13 protein-coding genes are annotated in these 17442 nt (G+C 70.1%); 2 read left to right on the top strand and 11 right to left on the bottom strand.

Going from position 1 to position 17442, the window contains the following annotated elements; genetic code table 11:
• Positions 1-6: 6 nt before the first annotated feature.
• From ilvA to lspA, 8 genes are all read right to left on the bottom strand, one after another.
• Positions 7-1281: a threonine ammonia-lyase IlvA gene (gene ilvA, locus NR111_RS15060; RefSeq protein WP_082923776.1), complete on the bottom strand. Its 1275-nt coding sequence runs from the start codon at positions 1279-1281 to the stop codon at positions 7-9.
• 43 nt (positions 1282-1324) lie between these two features.
• The gene (gene dnaE, locus NR111_RS15055) at positions 1325-4870 is read right to left on the bottom strand and encodes a DNA polymerase III subunit alpha (RefSeq protein WP_256821285.1); all 3546 of its coding nucleotides are present in this window, start codon (positions 4868-4870) and stop codon (positions 1325-1327) included.
• A 12-nt stretch (positions 4871-4882) separates the two neighbouring features.
• Positions 4883-5788 carry an EamA family transporter RarD gene (gene rarD / locus NR111_RS15050; RefSeq protein ID WP_256821300.1) on the bottom strand — a complete coding sequence of 302 codons (906 nt, stop codon included), beginning with the start codon at positions 5786-5788 and terminating at the stop codon, positions 4883-4885.
• Between the two features lie 122 nt (positions 5789-5910).
• Positions 5911-6486, bottom strand: a complete 576-nt coding sequence (locus NR111_RS15045; RefSeq protein WP_256821284.1) for a hypothetical protein — start codon at positions 6484-6486, stop codon at positions 5911-5913.
• Between the two features lie 8 nt (positions 6487-6494).
• The gene (locus tag NR111_RS18840; RefSeq protein WP_374210744.1) at positions 6495-7064 is read right to left on the bottom strand and encodes a PD-(D/E)XK nuclease family protein; all 570 of its coding nucleotides are present in this window, start codon (positions 7062-7064) and stop codon (positions 6495-6497) included.
• 132 nt (positions 7065-7196) lie between these two features.
• Positions 7197-7982 carry a hypothetical protein gene (locus NR111_RS15040; protein ID WP_256821283.1) on the bottom strand — a complete coding sequence of 262 codons (786 nt, stop codon included), beginning with the start codon at positions 7980-7982 and terminating at the stop codon, positions 7197-7199.
• Positions 7979-8905, bottom strand: coding sequence for an RluA family pseudouridine synthase (locus tag NR111_RS15035; protein ID WP_256821282.1), 927 nt, complete (start codon positions 8903-8905; stop codon positions 7979-7981). The genes NR111_RS15040 and NR111_RS15035 overlap by 4 nt, the downstream gene beginning before the upstream one ends.
• Entirely contained in the window at positions 8898-9569 is a 672-nt protein-coding gene (gene lspA / locus NR111_RS15030; RefSeq protein WP_256821281.1) for a signal peptidase II, read from the bottom strand. Before lspA ends, NR111_RS15035 begins: the two co-directional genes overlap by 8 nt.
• 70 nt (positions 9570-9639) lie before the next feature.
• Here lspA and NR111_RS15025 point away from each other — a divergent pair, with 70 nt between their 5' ends.
• The gene (locus NR111_RS15025) at positions 9640-10650 is read left to right on the top strand and encodes a hypothetical protein (protein ID WP_256821280.1); all 1011 of its coding nucleotides are present in this window, start codon (positions 9640-9642) and stop codon (positions 10648-10650) included.
• 51 nt (positions 10651-10701) lie between these two features.
• Here NR111_RS15025 and NR111_RS15020 read toward each other — a convergent pair whose 3' ends face one another.
• Positions 10702-11202 carry a hypothetical protein gene (locus NR111_RS15020; protein ID WP_069389284.1) on the bottom strand — a complete coding sequence of 167 codons (501 nt, stop codon included), beginning with the start codon at positions 11200-11202 and terminating at the stop codon, positions 10702-10704.
• 162 nt (positions 11203-11364) lie between these two features.
• Here NR111_RS15020 and NR111_RS15015 point away from each other — a divergent pair, with 162 nt between their 5' ends.
• Complete coding sequence (locus tag NR111_RS15015; RefSeq protein ID WP_256821279.1) at positions 11365-12408, top strand: asparaginase; 1044 nt, start codon at positions 11365-11367, stop codon at positions 12406-12408.
• A 242-nt stretch (positions 12409-12650) separates the two neighbouring features.
• On the opposite strand, the gene NR111_RS15010 is transcribed toward NR111_RS15015, so the two are convergent.
• A complete protein-coding gene (locus tag NR111_RS15010) occupies positions 12651-14105 on the bottom strand; it encodes a DNA polymerase IV (RefSeq protein WP_256821278.1) in 1455 nt (484 codons plus the stop codon).
• Between the two features lie 13 nt (positions 14106-14118).
• Positions 14119-17328: an isoleucine--tRNA ligase gene (ileS, locus tag NR111_RS15005; RefSeq protein WP_172815716.1), complete on the bottom strand. Its 3210-nt coding sequence runs from the start codon at positions 17326-17328 to the stop codon at positions 14119-14121.
• Between the last annotated feature and the right edge of the window lie 114 nt (positions 17329-17442).

The following is a 17442-nucleotide window of genomic DNA, read 5'->3' as shown; positions in this document are numbered from 1 at the left end:
ATCAGGTCAGGTCAGGTACTCGTACGCGGCGGTGCCCGGCTCGAGGCGCTCACAGTCGATGCGGGAGGCGTCCATGCGCTCGAGGAGCGAGTGGAGGCCGGTGGCCGAGCCCAGCTCGATGCCCACGAGCGCGGCGCCGTACTCGCGGTTGTTTCGCTTGAGGTACTCGAACTGCGTGATGTCGTCCTCGGGCCCCAGCACCTCGTCGAGGAAGCGGCGCAGCTGGCCGGGCTCCTGCGGGAACTTCACCAGGAAGTAATGCTTGAGCCCCTTGTGCACCAGGGAGCGTTCGATGATCTCGCTGTACCGCGAGACGTCATTGTTGCCACCGGAGACCAGGCACACGACGGTGGCGCCCTCGTCGATCTCGAGCTGCTCCAGCGCGGTCACCGCCAGTGCCCCGGCGGGCTCCGCGATGATCCCCTCGTTCTGGTACAGCTCCAGCATCTCGGTGCACACCGCGCCCTCGTCCACGGTGAGGACCTGGATCCGCTCTGTCATCGAGGAGATGACGCCGAACGGGAACTCGCCCAGCCGCGCCACGGACGCGCCGTCCACGAAGGTGTCGACGGTGTCGAGGGTGACCGGCTCCCCCGCCTCGAGCGCCCGGGTCAGAGACGGGGCCCCGGTGGGCTCGACGGCGATGATCTTGCAGTCCGGCGCGTATTCGGCGAGGTAGGTCGCCAGCCCACCGACCAGCCCGCCACCGCCGACGGGGACCACCACGGCGTCGGGCGTCTCGTCGAGCTGGGCGAGGATCTCGGCGGCGATCGTTCCCTGTCCCGCCATGGTGTCGGGGTGGTCGAACGGCGGCACCATCGTCGCGCCGGTGCGCGCGGCGTCAGCTCGCGCGGCGGTCTGGGCGGCGTCGAAGTTCGTCCCCGTCACCACGAGTTCGACCGAGTTCCGCCCGTGCGCGAGGATCCGGTCGCGCTTCTGCTTGGGCGTGTTGGTCGGCACGTAGATCCGCCCGTTGATGCCCAGCACCCGGCAGGCGAAGGCCACGCCCTGGGCGTGGTTGCCGGCGCTGGCCGTCACGACGCCGGCACTGCGCTCGTCACTGTTCAGCTGCGCCATGAGGTTGTAGGCGCCGCGGATCTTGTACGAGCGGACGTCCTGCTGGTCCTCCCGCTTGAGCAGGATGTGCGCGCCGGTCTGCTCGCTCAGCCGCTCACTGACCTGGAGGTCGGTGCACCGGACCACGTCACCGATCCGGCGGGCGGCGGCGTCGATGTCGTCGGGGGTGACGACCTGGGTCGTGGCGGAATCGGTGACGGTCACAGCCACCAGTGTCCCACCGCGCCCACGATCACCGTCAACCCGGTCAGCCCGTGAGGCAGCCGGGGCCGAGCAGCGCCTTGAGATCGCCCATAAGCGAGGACGAGGTCTCGACCCGCAGGTGGTCGTCGAGCCGCAGGACGGTCGACGAACTGCCGTTGACCAACCGCAGGTGCACGTCCGACGGTCCGGGGTGCCGCCCCAGGACCTGCTTGAGCGCTGTGACGGTCTCGATGGTGCACATCCGCGTCGGCAGCGTGAGCGCCAGCGGAGCCCCGTTGCCACCGACGACCAGGTCGGGCACCTCGAGGGTGTCGCCGAACACCGAGACGCGGTCCTCACGGATGTTGATACGGGCCTTCACCAGGACCACCGCGTCCTCGGCGATGTCCATCGCCGCGAGACGGTAGGTCTTGGGGAAGAACAGGACTTCGACACTGCCGTTGAAGTCCTCGATGGTGACGATCGCCCATGGCTCGCCGTTCTTGTTGACCCGCCGGTCGACGCCGGAGATGATCCCGCCGATCGTCACTGCGGTGCCGTGGGCGAGCTCGCCCTCGTGGATCGTGGCGATGGTGGTGTCGGTCTTGGCCTCCAGGGCGGCCTCGAGCCCGTCGAGCGGGTGCCCGGAGACGTACAGGCCCAGCATCTCGCGTTCCAGGGCGAGCTTCTGCTTGATGTCCCATTCCTCGTCGGGGACCCGGACGGCGAAGACGTCGCCGAAGCCTGAGTCGGCCTCGGCGTCGTCTCCCCCACCGAAGAGGTCGAACTGCCCCACGGCCTCGGCCTTCTTGGTGGACATCACCGATTCCACCGCGTCGGCGTGGACCAGGAACAGGCCCTTGCGCGGGTGGCCGAGCGAGTCGAAGGCGCCGGCCTTGACGAGCGACTCGGTGACCTTCTTGGTGCAGGCGGTCTGGTCGATCTTGGCCAGGTAGTCCGAGAAGTCGCTGAACTCACCCTTGGCCTCACGGGCCGCGACGATCGAGTCCACCACCTGGGCGCCGACGTTGCGCACCGCGCCCAGTCCGAAGCGGATGTCGGTGCCCACCGAGAGGAAGTTGGTCCGCGACTCGTTGACCGACGGCGGCAGGACCTTGATGCCCATCTGGCGGCAGTTGGACAGGTACAGGGCGGCCTTGTCCTTGTCGTCGCCGACGGACGTGAGCAGCGCGGCCATGTACTCGGCCGGGTAGTTGGCCTTGAGATAGCCGGTCCAGAAGGAGACGAGGCCGTAGCCGGCCGCGTGGGACTTGTTGAACGCGTACGAGGCAAAGGGCTCGATGGTGCCCCACAGTGCGTCGACGGCGTCCTTGGAGAAGCCCCGCTCGAACATGCCGCCGGAGAACTTCTCGTACTCGGCGGCCAGCACCTCGGCCTTCTTCTTGCCCATGGCCTTACGGAAACCGTCGGCCTCACCGGCCGTGTATCCCGCGAGTTCGCGGGAGATGGCCATGATCTGCTCCTGGTACACGATCAGGCCGTGGGTCTCGCCGAGGATCTCCCGGAGCGGTTCCTCGAGCTCGGGGTGGATGGGCACCAGTTCCTGCTTGCCGTTCTTGCGGTCGGCGTAGTTCCAGTGCGTCCCCATGCCCATCGGCCCGGGTCGGTACAGGGCGAGGGCGGCCACGATGTCGTTGAAGCCGGTGGGCTTCATCCGCTTGAGCAGCTCGCGCATGCCGCCGGAGTCGAGCTGGAACACGCCGAGGGTGTCACCGCGGGCGAGCAGCTCGTAGGTGGCGGGGTCGTCGGTGCTCAGGATGTCGAGGTCGATCTCCTCGCCCCGGTTGAGCTTGATGTTCTCCAGGCAGTCGCCGATCACCGTGAGGTTGCGCAGGCCCAGGAAGTCCATCTTGAGCAGACCGATGTCTTCACACGACGGGTAGTCCCAGCCGGTGATGATGGCGCCGTCCTGGGCGCGCTTCCACATGGGGATCACGTCGAGCAGCGGCTCGGAGGACATGATGACCGCGCAGGCGTGCACGCCGGCCTGGCGGACCATGCCCTCGAGCCCGCGGGCCGTGTCGTAGATCCGCTTGACGTCGGGGTCCGTCTCGATGAGCTGACGGACCTCGGCGGCCTCACCGAAGCGCTCGTGCTTGGAGTCGATGATCCCGGACAGCGGGATGTCCTTGGCCATGATCGGCGGCGGCAGCGCCTTGGTGATCCGGTCGGCGATCGCGTACCCGGGCTGGCCGAAGTTCACGCGCGCGGCGTCCTTGATGGCGGCCTTGGTCTTGATGGTGCCGAACGTGATGACCTGGGCGATCTTGTCGGCGCCCCACTTGTCGGAGGCGTAGCGGATCATCTCGCCGCGGCGGCGGTCGTCGAAGTCGATATCGATATCCGGCGCGGACGGACGCTCGGGGTTGAGGAACCTCTCGAACAGCAGCCCGTGCTCGATCGGGTCGATGTTGGTGATCTTCAGCGCGTACGCGACCAGGGCGCCGGCGGCCGAGCCACGGCCGGGTCCGACCTTGATGCCGATGGAGCGGGCGTGCTCGATGAGGTCACCGACCACGAGGAAGTAGCCGGGGTAGCCCTTGCCCTTGATGACCTCGAGCTCGAACGCGGCGCGGTCGAGGTACTCCTGCGGGACGCCGTCCGGGAACCGCCACTCCAGACCCTTCTGGACCTCCCTGGCCAGCCAGGTGTCCTCGGTCTCGCCATCGGGGACGGGGAACTTGGGCATCCGGTCCTTGGGGGCCCAGATGTCGTCGTACGGCTGGACGCGCTCGGCGATCCACAAGGTGTTGTCGCAGCCGCCGGGGACCTCGGTGTCCCACTGGGCGCGCATCTCGTCGGCGGACTTGAGGAAGTAGCCGTCACCGTCGAACTTGAAGCGGTTCTCGTCGGCGAGGGTCTTTCCGGTCTGCACGCAGAGCATGGCCTCGTGGTAGTGGGCCTGCTCGCGGGTGACGTAGTGGCAGTCGTTGGTCACCAGTGGCGGCATCCCCAGGTCCTTGCCGAGCGTGAGGAGGTCCTCGCGGACCCTGCGCTCGATGTCGATCCCGTGGTCCATCAACTCGAGGAAGAAGTTGTCCTTGCCGAAAATGGACTGCCACTTCTCCGCGGCCTCGTAGGCCTCCTTCCGGTGGCCCAGGCGCAGCCGCGTCTGGATCTCACCGGAGGGGCAGCCGGACGTGGCGATGATCCCCTCGGAGTGCTCGGCGAGGATCTCGGCGTCCATGCGCGCCCACTTGCCCAGCTGCCCCTCGTAGGAGGCCAGCGAAGACAGGCGGAAGAGGTTACGCAGGCCGGTGGCGTTCTCGGCGACCATCGTCATGTGGGTGTACGCGCCGGAGCCCGCGACGTCGTCGCTCTTCTGGTTCTTCTCGCCCCACAGCACGCGCTTCTTGTTGAACCGCGACTCGGGGGCGACGTACGCCTCGATCCCGATGATCGGCTTGATGCCGGTCTTGACGGCCTGCTTGTAGAAGTCCGACGACCCGTACATGTTGCCGTGGTCGGTCATCCCGACCGCCGGCATACCGAGCCGGGAGGCCTCCGCGAACAGCGGGTCGATCTGCGCCATCCCGTCGAGCATCGAGAACTCGGTGTGATTGTGCAGATGCACGAACTGGTCGCCCACGCAGCATTCCTCCTACGGCTTGTCCTGGCCAGTGTAGGTCGCCGCACCGACAGGTCTCGAAACGCCGGGACGCGCCGCGCGTGGCTGCCTGCCTGCCAGCGTGAACGCGATCACCGCGACCCAGATGAGCGCGAACCCCACCCACTGCACGGCGTCCAGACGCTCGCCCACCACGATCAGTCCCCAGGCCATCTGCAGCACCGGCACGATGTACTGCAGCATGCCGACGGTCGCCAGGGGGATGCGCTGCGCGGCCACCGCGAACAGCAGCAGCGGCACCACCGTGACCAGGCCCGACATCGCCAACAGGGCCGCATGCCCCGCGCCCTCGGTGGTGAACGTACCCGCGCCGGTTGCCCCCAGCCACACGAGCAGGGCCAACGCGAACGGGGTGATCACCAGGACCTCGCCGGTCATCCCCGTGACCGGATCGACCCGCAGTTTCTTCTTCATCACCCCGTACAGGCCGAAGCTCACGGCCAGGATGACCGAGAGGTACGGGAAGTGTCCGTACCCCACGGTGAGAACCCCCACGGCGACGACGGCGAGGGCCACCGCCAGCACCTGTGGGCGGTTGAGTCGTTCGCGGAACAGGAGAACACCCAGTAGCACGCTGACCAGCGGGTTGATGGTGTACCCCAGAGCCGCCTCGGTGACCCGGCCGGAGTTGACCGTGTACACGTAGAAACCCCAGTTCGCGGAGACGAACACCGCGGCACCGAAGATCCAGCCCCACGAGGCCCGGTCGACGGCGAACAGGCGTCGCCAGAACCGCATGACCGTGAGCACGATCGCCATGACCACCAGCGACCACACGATCCGGTGGCCCACGATCTCGACGGCTCCGGCGGGCTGGAGCAACGGGAAGAACGCGGGGAAGAATCCCCACAGTGTGTAGGCGGCGACGCCCGCTGCCATCCCGCCTGCCACCGACTTCTCGCTGTTGCTCACCCGCCCGCTCGGACCCCTGTCGCTCACCGCGCAACCCTAGCGAGCGCCGTGATGTCCGCCCCTCGCCCAACCCCGATGGGGGCCTTTGTCTAGATCACAGAGTTCTCTGCGTCCGGTTCGCCGGCTTCGAATCGGCGCACTGTGACAGTGAGGACTTCGGCAACAGCGTCGTACAGGGTTCGGACCTTTCGCATGCACTCGGCAGCGTATTCATCCGGCGTGATCATGGGAGAGGCGGGCTCGAGCTGTCTCGACAGGACCCACCACTTGTGATCAGACCATGCGAGACCGTGCTCCGCCGCGATCGGCCCGGCAGCCCTTCGAATGGGCTCTCTGAGACTCAGCGCGGTATACGGGTTCACCACGATACTGAGGACAGGCCACTCAACCGGGTCACCTGGGATACACAGTTGCGTGGGCTTCCAGAGGAGCTCGACATAGCTCGTTGACTCGGATTTCCTAGGCGGCGTGAATTGCAGTGTTCGGCGACTCGGATGGTCGGGACCCAGAACGATAGCGGAGCGGTGACCTGACAACTGCTCTGCGCGGCAGGCACGTTCCAGAGCCGACGAGAGTTCTCGCGCTGCCACGTCGCGGAGGGAGGCCCACTCCTCGATGAGTTCTCGGTGTTCTAAGTAAAAGGAGACCTTCGGATCGGAATTCATCGAGCTCCCTACGCAAGTGTGTGTCGAAATGTGTCGGCCAGTTCGCGGACCCCCGGATGAGCGTGATGCGGGCCGTGCCTCATTTCGACGTCCCGCAACGAACCATCGATAAGACGGACGAGGCCTGCCCAGGATGCAACCCTCCACCGGTGCCCACTCGTTCGCGCGCTAACCGGTTGGTGCCCACTTCGCGTCAAGAGCACCAGTGTGACCAATTCTTCCGGCCAGTCCGCAGCGAGGCGGTCGCACTGATTGGGCATCTCAGGAGCGTTGATCTTGGCTTCGATGACTACCGTCCGGTTCGGCAGGCGGATGACGATATCGGCTCGAGTGTTCGTCCGGCTCACCTCACGTTCGACCACAGCCACCTGCCCTTGCGGAGCAGGGACGCCCGCATCGCTCAGGAACCGGCCGAGAAACCTTGTTCCCAATCCATGCCACCCATCTGGAGTAAGCAGCCAGGCTAAACCGCGACACATCAGGACCTCATCAGTGGCGATGCCCAGTTCCGCAAGCAAGGTACGCCTGCCCGAGCGCCACACCCCCTCAGCCTTGAGATTCAGTGTGTGATCCCGCATCTCTCTGAATGCCGCGTTCCACCGAGGGACGGGGTCGATAATCACTTCCCACTGACGGCGAAAGTCATCAATGGCCTGCCGCTCAGACCGGTACGTCAACGGGGGCTCGTCTGTCACAGCAGTTACGTTGCCTTATCGAGCGGGAATCCGGGCCTCATCCGGCAGGGGCACCGCGGCGTCGACCTGCTGGGGCTGCAGGGGCCGCACGGCGAAGCGCTCCCACACCGCGTCGGCGGGCAGTGCCTCCACCGCCCGCACCCGGGGCTGCTCGGCGACCGCACGCAACTGCTCGGTGGTGCCCCGGGCGAGCACGCCGATGATCGCCGGCTCCCCCGCCCGGAGACGGGACACGGTGAGCGCGGCGGTCGCCGCGGCGCGGTCCCCGCCCGGCGGAAGGGCTCCGGACGCGGCGGCGGGTGCGGCGGGGGCGGGTGCGTTCGGGCCACCGGTGTCCAGCCGCGCGACCACCTGCTCGAGTCCCCGGCCGAAGGTCTCCGCGCGGCCGGTCTCCCCCGCCACCGGCTCGGCCAGGGTCACACCGGTGACGGGCATCGCGACCCCGTCGACCGGCACCTGCACGTACAGCCCCGAGACGCGCGGCAGGGCCCGCACGATGTCCGCCGCCTCGGTCACCGACCACGCCGCCCCTGCGGTCACGAGAGCCCAGCGGGGGGCCGCCCCGCCGGTGGTGGGGTCCTCGTCGTCGTCGTCGTCGTTCTTCTTGTTCTGGTCCAGTGAGCCGGCCGCGCGGGCGAGGTAGTCGTCGACGCGCTCGCCGGCGTCGGGTCCCAGGGCGTCGGACATCACCCCGGGGCTGCGCGGCAACTCCGTCCGCAGCGCGGTGAGGATCGCGACCAACGCCACCACGATCACGACCCCCACGCCGGCGATCTTCAGTACCCGCGCGGCGAGGGTCATGCCGAGCGCAGGACGTCGATCGCGTGCTGGAGGTCGTCGGGGTAGGTGCTGGTGAAGTCCACGCGCGAGCCGGTGCCCGGATGTTCGAAGCCCAGCCCCACCGCGTGCAGCCACTGCCGCTCGAGGCCGAGCCGCCTGGCCAGGACCGGGTCGGCGCCGTAGGTGAGGTCGCCCGCGCACGGGTGGTGCAGCGCGGAGAAGTGCACGCGGATCTGGTGGGTGCGGCCGGTCTCGAGTTTGACCTCCACCAGCGTCGCGGCCTGGTGCGCCTCGAGGGTGTCGTAGTGGGTGATCGAGTGCTTACCGTCGGAGGTGACGGCGAAGCGCCAGTCGTTGGACGTGTGTCGGCCGATCGGCGCATCGATGGTCCCCGACAGCGGATCGGGGTGGCCCTGCACCAGCGCGTGGTAGGTCTTGTCGACGGTCCGGTCACGGAACGCCCGCTTGAGCAGCGTGTACGCGCGTTCGGACGCCGCGACCACCATCAGTCCGGACGTGCCGACGTCCAGGCGGTGGACGATCCCCTTGCGCTCCGGCGGGCCGGAGGTGGAGATGCGGTACCCGGCGGCGGCCAGGCCGCCGATCACCGTGGGGCCGGTCCAGCCGACGGAGGCGTGCGCGGCGACGCCGACCGGTTTGTCGACGACGACGATGTCCGCGTCCGAGTACAGGACCGCCATCCCCTCGACCGGCTCGGCGACCACGGCGGGCTCGGCCCGCGGTTCGGGCATCTCGACCTCGATCCAGGACATCCCGGTGAGCTTGTCGGACTTGCCCACGGTGTGCCCGTCGAGCAGGACCTTGCCCTCGCCGGCGAGGTCGGCGACCGCGGTCCGCGAGATGCCCAGGAGGCGGGAGACACCGGCGTCGACGCGCATGCCGTCGAGCCCGTCGGGGACGGGGAAGGTGCGGACCTCACCCATTGGCGGGGTCCTTCCCGCTCGCGGGGGCGGCGGGGTCGGCAGGGGCCTTCTTGTCGCCGGCGAGCGCCTCGGACACCCGCGATCCGTCGAAGTCGACGTTGCGGAACACGGCCACGGCCACCACGATCACGCCGGTGACCAGGCTGGCGTCGGCCACGTTGAACACGGGCCACCAGCCGACGGCCATGTAGTCCACGACGTGGCCCTGCAGGATGCCGGGCGCGCGGAAGTAGCGGTCCACCAGGTTGCCGGCGGCTCCGCCCAGGATCAGTCCGAGGCCCCACGCCCACCACCGGGAGTGGACCCTGCGGGAGAACCACAGCAGGCCCGCCACCACGACCGTGGCGACGATGCTCAGCACCACCGTGAACTCGGTGCCCATGGAGAACGCGGCGCCCGGGTTGCGCAGCAGGACCAGACGAACCGTGTCGCCGATGAGCTCGATGGGCCTCGAGTCCTCCAGGTTCGCCACGGCCAGGACCTTGGCGATCTGGTCTACGGCGACGATCAGCGCGGCGATCACCAGCATGACCACCGGCCCGCGCCGGAAGTAGTGGGGCGCACGGTTGTGAGTCGCGGGGTCGTGGGGCGCGGGGTCGAGGGGCGCGGTGCTGCCGGGCGTGGGCCCCGACGCGTCGGGCGGCGTCCCGTTGGTCTCCGTCATGGGCTCCAGTATCCCTGATCCGGCCGCGGGCCCGACGGCGCCGGGTGGGCGACCCTCTAGGCTCGGGGCCGTGGACCCGCGATCGACCGTCTCCCCCGGCCCCTCCCGAACCGCTCGTCGCGGTCACCGTCTCCTCGCGGCGGCGCTGGCCGTGACGCTCGTGGCCGGCACCTCCGCGTGCGCCGGGGACGATGCCGCGAAACCCGCCGACGGCGGCCCGGGCTCGTCCGCCGCAGAGGGGACGGATGCCCTCGAACCCGAGGTGACCGTCGACCCCGGTCCCGCCCCGGTCGTCGACCTCATCGACGCCGGCGAGGGCGAGCGGCGAGTCCTGGCCTATGCCCCCTCGCGCGAACCGTCGGTCGTGGCGATCACCCGCTCCGCCAACTCGCGGACCGAGGTCCCGGGAGCCGAGCCGCGCACCGACGACACCCCGGCGCAGACCCTCACCGTGGAGGGACGATCGGAGCCCGATGTCGACGGCGCGCAGCGGGCGACCGTGACCGCGCGGGAGTTCACGTCCGTGGACGAACTCCGCAACGCCCAGTTCTCCACCGCCCCCGGGTTCACCGTCACCTGGACCCGCAGTGCCGACGGCATCGTCCGGGAACTGTCGCTGGCGGCCCCCTCTGGGGCCACCGACGCCGCCCGCGCCGGAGTGGAGATCACCGCCAACGCGGTGTCGGACGCGACAGTGGCGTTCCCCACCGAAGAGATCGGCGTCGGCGCCCGCTGGACCGTCACCCGCCGGGTCGACGACGCCGTGGCCCCGACGAGGGTCACCACCTACGAACTCGTCGACGTCGACGGCGACGTCGCCACCGTCCGGTCGAGCACCACCGCTCCCGACCCGGCGGGCACCCTGGCCGCCCCGGCACCCGACGGCGGGCCGGGCGTCACCCTCGACGTGGAGTCCTACGAGGTCACCGGCTCGGGCGAGCTCATGGTGGACCTACGAGCCCCGGTGCCGGTGGGCGGAACGACCGAGTCCTCGACGCGGGCCGTCTACGTCGATCCCGACTCGGGACGACGCACGACCTACGACGAGGACTCGGTGCTGCGGTTCCGCAGCGTGGACTGACGCTGGTCAGGCCTCGCTGTCAGTCCGGGCCGACGGCGCGCTGAGGTGCGGTCAGGCCGCGGCGCACGTGGCCGGCGGCTCCAGCCCGGCATTGGTGATGAGCGCGCAGGCGAACGCCTTCTGCAGCTGCCACTGACCACCCTGGTTGATGAACTGGGCCTGGACGTTGATGTCCTCCTGGCCCGGCTGGGATATCACCGCGTTGGCGATGAGCGTGCCGGGGATGTCCCCCTCCGCTGCGCCGGTGATCGTCACGTCTGCGCCCTGCTCGGCCTTGAGGGCGGCGATCTGGTCGAAGATCTCGGGCGCCTCCGCGCCACCCTCCACCAGGTCGACCTTCTCCTCCACCGGCACCGCGGGGTCGGAGGCCCGGTCGAGCAGCTGGGTCAGCTCCTCGGCGGTGGGGATAGTGGTCTCCTGGGCGCTGGTGGTGGGCGCGGGGGCTGCTGTGCCCCGGGGCCCGGGGCCGTCGTCGTCACTTCCGCAGGCGGCGAGGCCGCCCAGTGCGAAGGCGGACAGGGAGACTGCGGCGATGGTCCGTCGAAGACTCACGCGGGGTCCTTTCGTCGAGATGTGCGGCACCGGGCATGCGGTACCGAGCCGGGCATGGCTCCGGGCCGGGTCACCGGCCCAACGAACATCGATGAGCCATTGTTCCATCGTCAGCGGCCGGGAAGGTTGACGCCGGGCCGCCCGCACACCACTGTGGAGCGGGTGACCAGCGCCGAGACCAGCACCGATACCCCCCACATCGTGATCTGCACCACGGGAGGCACAATCACCGCCTCGACCACGCCGGAGGGGGCGGTCGTGGCCGGGGACTCCGACCCCGAGACGCAGGCCATGCTCGACGGCCTGAGGGCGGTGCTGCCGGACCAGATCACCGTGAGCGCGCGCGCCGTGCTCGACGCCGACTCCTCCACGTTCGGCCCGGCCGAGTGGGACCTGCTGGTCGACGCGGTGGGTGACGCGCTGTCCGATCCGTCGGTGTCGGGGGTCGTGGTGTCCCACGGGACCGACACCCTCGAGGAGACCGCCATGGCCCTCGACCTGCACCACGACGACCCGCGGCCCGTCGCGCTCACCGGGGCCCAGCTCCCGGCCGACCATCCCGGGGCCGACGGGCCTGCCAACCTCCTGGACGCCGTCCTGCTGGCCGCCGACCCCGTCTCCCGCGACCTGGGCGTGCTGGTGGTCCTGGGCCGGGCCATCCTGCAGGCCCGCGGTGTACGTAAATGGCACACGACCGATCTCGTCGCCTTCGCCCGCAACTCGCCCGAGCACCCGGTCGAGGACCTGCCCCCGGAGCTCGAACGCCCCACCCTCCCCGGCCGGGCCCGCTTCACCGACACCCGCGTCGACGTCGTGGCGTGCCCGCCCGGCGCGGACGCGGTCGCGGTGTGGGCCGCCGTCGACGCCGGTGCCCGCGGGCTGGTGCTGGAAGGCTCTGGCTCGGGCAATCTGCCGCCACTCGTCGCGGATGCGGTCGCCCGGTTGGCGGACGGCCGACCGGACATCGTGGTGGTGGTGTCCAGCCGGGTGCCGCGGGGTGAGGCGACCTCGACCTACGGCGGCCCGGGTGGTGGTGCGGAGCTCGCCGCTCGTGGCGTGCTGAGCTGCGGATACCTGCGATCCGGGCAAGCCCGGGTCCTGCTGGCCGCGCTCCTGTCCACCGCGAGCAGTGCAGTCGGCGCCGACGGCGACGGTGCGGCCGCAGAGGTGCGCCGACAGTGGGGGCGCTACCACCTCTACAGCTGACGAGCAGACGTCGCCGGTTGCGGGGCCGGCGGTTGCGGGGCTGGCGGGGCGCCGGCGGGCGTTCACGCAGCGCAGGGCAGAGAGGCAGCGCGGTCAGCCGGGGGTGTGCTGGCGCCCTGCCCGCCCCGCCGCAGCCGCACGCGCCCAGGGCGTCTCGCGTGCCCCGCGGCGGGGGCGAGGCGCCATCCCGAGGAGCGGCTGCAGCAGGGCCGGGCGTCGGCGGGCGGCGCGGGGCCGCCGGGTCACCACCCCAGGGAGTACAGCGGGTCCGCGGGCTCGAGGTCCGGATCGTCCTCGGCGAACGTGCGCATCCGACCGGGGCCCGTCGCCGCCGTCTCGAACCGCACCGACACCCGCCCGTGGCCCGAGCCCTGGACCCAACCGTGCCCGAACTCCGGGTGTCGCACATCCGCACCCGTCTCGAAACGCCGGTGCCCGGCCTGCCGCCACGCCCCGATCGCCGGGAGTTCCCCCGCCGCCCGTCCGTCGGCCGCCCCCTCGTCCGCGGGTCCGGTCCCGTCGTCGCCCGGTTCGGACTCGTCGGTGGTGACGGTGGTGCCCACCCCCACGATGTCGGGCAGGTCCTCGTCGTCGTCGTGTCCCGACCGGTCCACGGGGACGAACTCCTGCTCGAACAGCGCGTCCTGGTAGTGATCGGTGAGGCCGGACACCCCCACGCCCAGCAGGCGGATCGCCCCGAAGTCGACCGGGTCCGGGGCGAGCGAGCGCGCCACCCCGATGATCGTCTCCAGCGACGTGGTGCCCACCGGCAACGTGTACGAGCGGGTGATCGAGGTGAAGTCCGAGCGCTTGACCTTGACCGTCACCGTCCGCGCCGCACGGCCGTCGGAGAGCAGCCTGCGATGCGCCGCCTCGGCCGCCCGCCGCACCGCGGCCGCGACCTGACCCGACGTCGTGAGATCGGCGGCGAACGTGCTCTCGGCGCTGATCTGCTTGGCCTCGGCCCGCTCGTGCACCGGCCGGTCGTCGTACCCCCGCGCGATCCGGGCGATCGCCGGGCCGACCGTCTTGCCGAGCGCGTGGGCCACGTCGTCGTCGTCCATCGCCGCGAGGTCACCGATGGTCGCCACCCCGAACTGCGCCAGCCGCTCCCCCGCCACCGGGCCCACACCCCACAGGCTCCGTACCGGCAACGGGAACATCACCTCGGCGTGGTCGCGGCGCGGCACCACCACCACACCGTCCGGCTTGGCCAGCTCCGAGGCGATCTTGGCGTACTGCTTGCCCGCCCCCGCCCCCACCGACGCCGGGAGCCCGGTCGCCGCACGGATGGCGGCACGCAACTCCTGCGCCCACTGTCGGGTGCGGTCGGCGTCGGCGCCCCGCAGCTCCGGCGGCTCGAGGAAGGCCTCGTCCACGGAGATCTGCTCCACGACCGGCGCGTGCTCGGCGAACACCTCGAACACCCGGCGGCTCAGAACCCGGTAGACCGGCATCCGCGGCGAGACGAACACCGCGCCCGGCCCCACCAATCGACGCGCCTGGTGTGAGGGCATGGCCGAGCGGGCACCCTTCGCTCGCGCCTCGTAGGAACACCCCGCCACCACACCGCGGCCGCCCTGACCGCCCACGAGCACCGGCCGACCCCGCAGGGTCGGCCGGGTCAGCTGCTCGCAGGACGCGAAGAACGCGTCCATGTCCACGTGCAGGACCCAGCGGTCCTGCCCGCCACCCATGACGAGCCGCCGGTCAGACCCGAGCCAGCGTCATCCGGACGCCCTCGGCGAGCTCGACCGGGTCCCCGTCTGCCGGGTCCAGTGCGTCGACCACGGCGAAGTCGGTGGCCAGCACCTCGCCGGCGATGAGCTGCGCGTGACGGTCCGCCCACTCACGGCGGGCGGCCGGCACCTCCATGCGCACCCGGATGCGGTCGGAGATGTCGAAACCGGCACCGCGGCGGGCCTCCTGGATCTCGCGGATCCGGTCCTTTGCCCAGCCCTCGGCCTCGAGCTCCTCCGTGACCGTCAGATCCAGCACCACCAGGCCGGCACCGCCGGGCAGCGCCGCCGTGGACTCGGGATCGGCGGCCACGAGCCGGTGCTCGTACTCGCCCTCCTGCAGCTCCACACCACCGGCGACCACGACGCCGTCGGTCTCGGTCCAGTCACCGGACTTGGCGGCCTTGATGCAGGCCTGGACCTGCTTGCCCAGCCGCGGGCCGGCGGCGCGGGCGTTGACCGCCAGCTCCATCCGGCCGTGGGCGGCCACGTCGCTGGTGAGGCGAACCTCGCGGACGTTGACCTCGTCGGCGATGAGACCGGTGAACGGCTGGAGCCGCTCTGCGTCGGGCATGGCCACCGTGAGCGAGCTGAGCGGCAGGCGCACCCGCAGGTGCTTGGCCTTGCGGATCGAGGACACGGTGGAGCACACGTCGCGCACGGCCTCCATCGCCTCGACCAGTCCGTCGTCTCCCGGCAGTTCGTCGGCGGTCGGCCAGTCCACCAGGTGCACCGACTCCTCACCGGTGAGCCCGGTCCACACGACCTCGCTCATCAGCGGCAGGAGCGGGGCGGCGAGGCGCATGGTGGTCTCGAGCACCGTGTAGAGGGTGTCGAAGGCGTCGCGGGAATCCTGGCCGCTGTCCTCGCCGGCCCAGAACCGGGAGCGCGACCGGCGGACGTACCAGTTGGTCAGGGCGTCGGCGAACAGGCGCAGCTCGTCGCAGGCCGCGGCGATGTCCGTCGCGTCCAGCGCCTCGGTCATGGCGTCGCGCGTGGACGCCAGGCGGGACAGGATGTAGCGGTCCAGCACGTGCTCCGAGTCCGTGCGCCAGGTGGCCCGGCGGGAGGCGTACAGCTGGAAGAAGCTGTAGGAGTTCCACAGCGGCAGCATGGCCTGGCGGACGCCCTCGCGGATGCCTTGCTCGGTGACCACGAGGTTGCCGCCCCGCAGGATCGGCGAGCTCATGAGGAACCAGCGCATGGCGTCCGAGCCGTCGCGGGAGAACACCTCGTTGACGTCCGGGTAGTTGCCCTTGGACTTGCTCATCTTGAGACCGTCGTTGCCCAGGACGATCCCGTGGGCGGCGACATGGGTGAACGCCGGCCGGTCGAACAGCGCGGTGGCCAGCACGTGAAGTGTGTAGAACCAGCCGCGGGTCTGGCCGTTGTACTCGACGATGAAGTCACCCGGGTTGTGCGTCTCGAACCACTCCTTGTTCTCGAAGGGGTAGTGGACCTGGGCGAACGGCATCGACCCGGACTCGAACCAGCAGTCGAACACGTCCGGGATGCGGCGCATCGTGGACTTGCCGGTCGGGTCGTCCGGGTTGGGCCGGGTCAGCTCGTCGATGTACGGGCGGTGCAGGTCGGTGGGCCGGACGCCGAAGTCGGCCTCCAGCTCGTCGAGGGACCCGTAGACGTCGACCCGCGGGTAGGCGGGGTCGTCGGACTCCCACACCGGGATCGGGGCGCCCCAGTAGCGGTTGCGGTTGATGTTCCAGTCGCGGGCGCCCTCGAGCCACTTGCCGAACTGGCCGTCGCGCACGTGCTCCGGCATCCAGGTGATGTGCTCGCGATTGAGCTCGACCATGCGGTCCCGGAACGCGGTGACCTTGACGAACCACGCGGGCAGCGCCATGTAGATGAGCGGCTGGCCGGAGCGCCAGGAGTGCGGGTAGGAGTGCTCGATGGTCTCGTGGCGGATCAGCCTGCCATCGGCCCGAAGGTCGCGGGAGATCGGGGCGTTGGCGTCGAAGACGAGCTGCCCGGCGTACGGCGGAACCTCGGCGGTGAACTTGCCGTCCGGGCCCACCGGGATGACGAGCTCGATCCCGGCGGCGTCACAGGCGTCCTTGTCCTCCTCACCGAAGGCGGGCGCGAGGTGGACGACGCCGGTACCGGACTCGGTGGTGACATAGTCGGCCGAGAGCACCACGTGGGCACCCGCGTGACCGGCGAAGAAGTCGAACGGCGGGGTGTACCGCAGGCCCACCAACTCGGAGCCCTTGACGGTCGTCACGACCTCCGCGTCCTCACCGAACTCCGCGGCGTAGACGCCGCGGCGGGCCTCGGCGAGGACAAAGGTCCGCCCGGCGAACTCACCGGAGTTGACCCGGACCACCGAGTAGTCGATCTCGGGGTGGACGGCGGCGGCGAGGTTGGAGGGCAGGGTCCACGGCGTGGTGGTCCACACCAGTGCCTCGGCGCCGTGGAACGGGCTGTCCTGAGGGGCCTCCAGGGGCAGCCCGACGGTGACGGCCGGATCCTGACGCATCTTGTAGGCGTCGTCCAGGCGGGTCTCCTGGTTGGACAGTGGCGTCTGCTCGTACCAGGAGTACGGCAGCACGCGGAAGCCCTTGTAGATCAGCCCCTTGTCGTAGAGCCGCTTGAAGGCCCACAGCACGGACTCGGTGAAGTCGATGTCGAGGGTCTTGTAGTCGTTCTCGAAGTCCACCCAGCGGGCCTGGCGGTGGACGTACTTCTCCCACTCGTCGGTGTACTGCAGCACCGACATCTCGCAGGCGTTGTTGAACTCGGCCAGGCCCATATCGAGGATCTGGGACTTCTCGGTGATGCCGAGCTGCTTCTCGGCCTCGAGCTCGGCGGGCAGGCCGTGGCAGTCCCAGCCGAACCGGCGCTCGACCCTGTACCCACGCATGGTGCGGTAGCGCGGGACGACATCCTTGACGTACCCGGTGAGCAGGTGGCCGTAGTGTGGCAGGCCGTTGGCGAACGGGGGCCCGTCGTAGAAGACGTACTCCTGCGCGTCCGCACGGTTACGGATGGACTCGCGGAACGTGTCGCGCTCGTCCCACCGCTGCAGGACCGTCTCCTCGAGGGCGGGGAACGACGGCGTCTGGGACGTGGCGCCCCCGGCGAGGTCGAGCACGGGGTACGCGCTGCCGGTGGCAGCGGGCTCGCCGTCGGCGCGCTCGGTCGCTACGGGTTCGGTGCTCATCTGGGCGGACTCCTCGCGTACGGGGCCCGCACGAGTTCGCATCCGTGGGGCCGTCAGGCCTGCGCTCGGGGACGAACCGGATCGCGTCTGGCGCGTTCCGTCCGCGGTACCACC

Origin of the sequence: Dietzia sp. Die43 (assembly GCF_024519835.1) — a bacterium.
In the GTDB taxonomy this organism is placed as follows: domain Bacteria; phylum Actinomycetota; class Actinomycetes; order Mycobacteriales; family Mycobacteriaceae; genus Dietzia; species Dietzia kunjamensis.
Note: the sequence above shows the minus strand (reverse complement) of the source record. Positions and strands in the feature narration are given on the sequence as shown.

Bases quoted from the DNA above. Each gene is read 5' to 3' on its own strand.
- rarD (WP_256821300.1), bottom strand. From the start codon at position 5,788: ATGGCAGCGGGCGTCGCCGCCTACACACTGTGGGGATTCTTCCCCGCG.
- NR111_RS15045 (WP_256821284.1), bottom strand. From the start codon at position 6,486: ATGAATTCCGATCCGAAGGTCTCCTTTTACTTAGAACACCGAGAACTC.
- NR111_RS18840 (WP_374210744.1), bottom strand. From the start codon at position 7,064: ATGCGGGATCACACACTGAATCTCAAGGCTGAGGGGGTGTGGCGCTCG.
- NR111_RS15040 (WP_256821283.1), bottom strand. From the start codon at position 7,982: ATGACCCTCGCCGCGCGGGTACTGAAGATCGCCGGCGTGGGGGTCGTG.
- NR111_RS15035 (WP_256821282.1), bottom strand. From the start codon at position 8,905: ATGGGTGAGGTCCGCACCTTCCCCGTCCCCGACGGGCTCGACGGCATG.
- lspA (WP_256821281.1), bottom strand. From the start codon at position 9,569: ATGACGGAGACCAACGGGACGCCGCCCGACGCGTCGGGGCCCACGCCC.
- NR111_RS15010 (WP_256821278.1), bottom strand. From the start codon at position 14,105: ATGGGTGGCGGGCAGGACCGCTGGGTCCTGCACGTGGACATGGACGCG.
- ileS (WP_172815716.1), bottom strand. From the start codon at position 17,328: ATGAGCACCGAACCCGTAGCGACCGAGCGCGCCGACGGCGAGCCCGCT.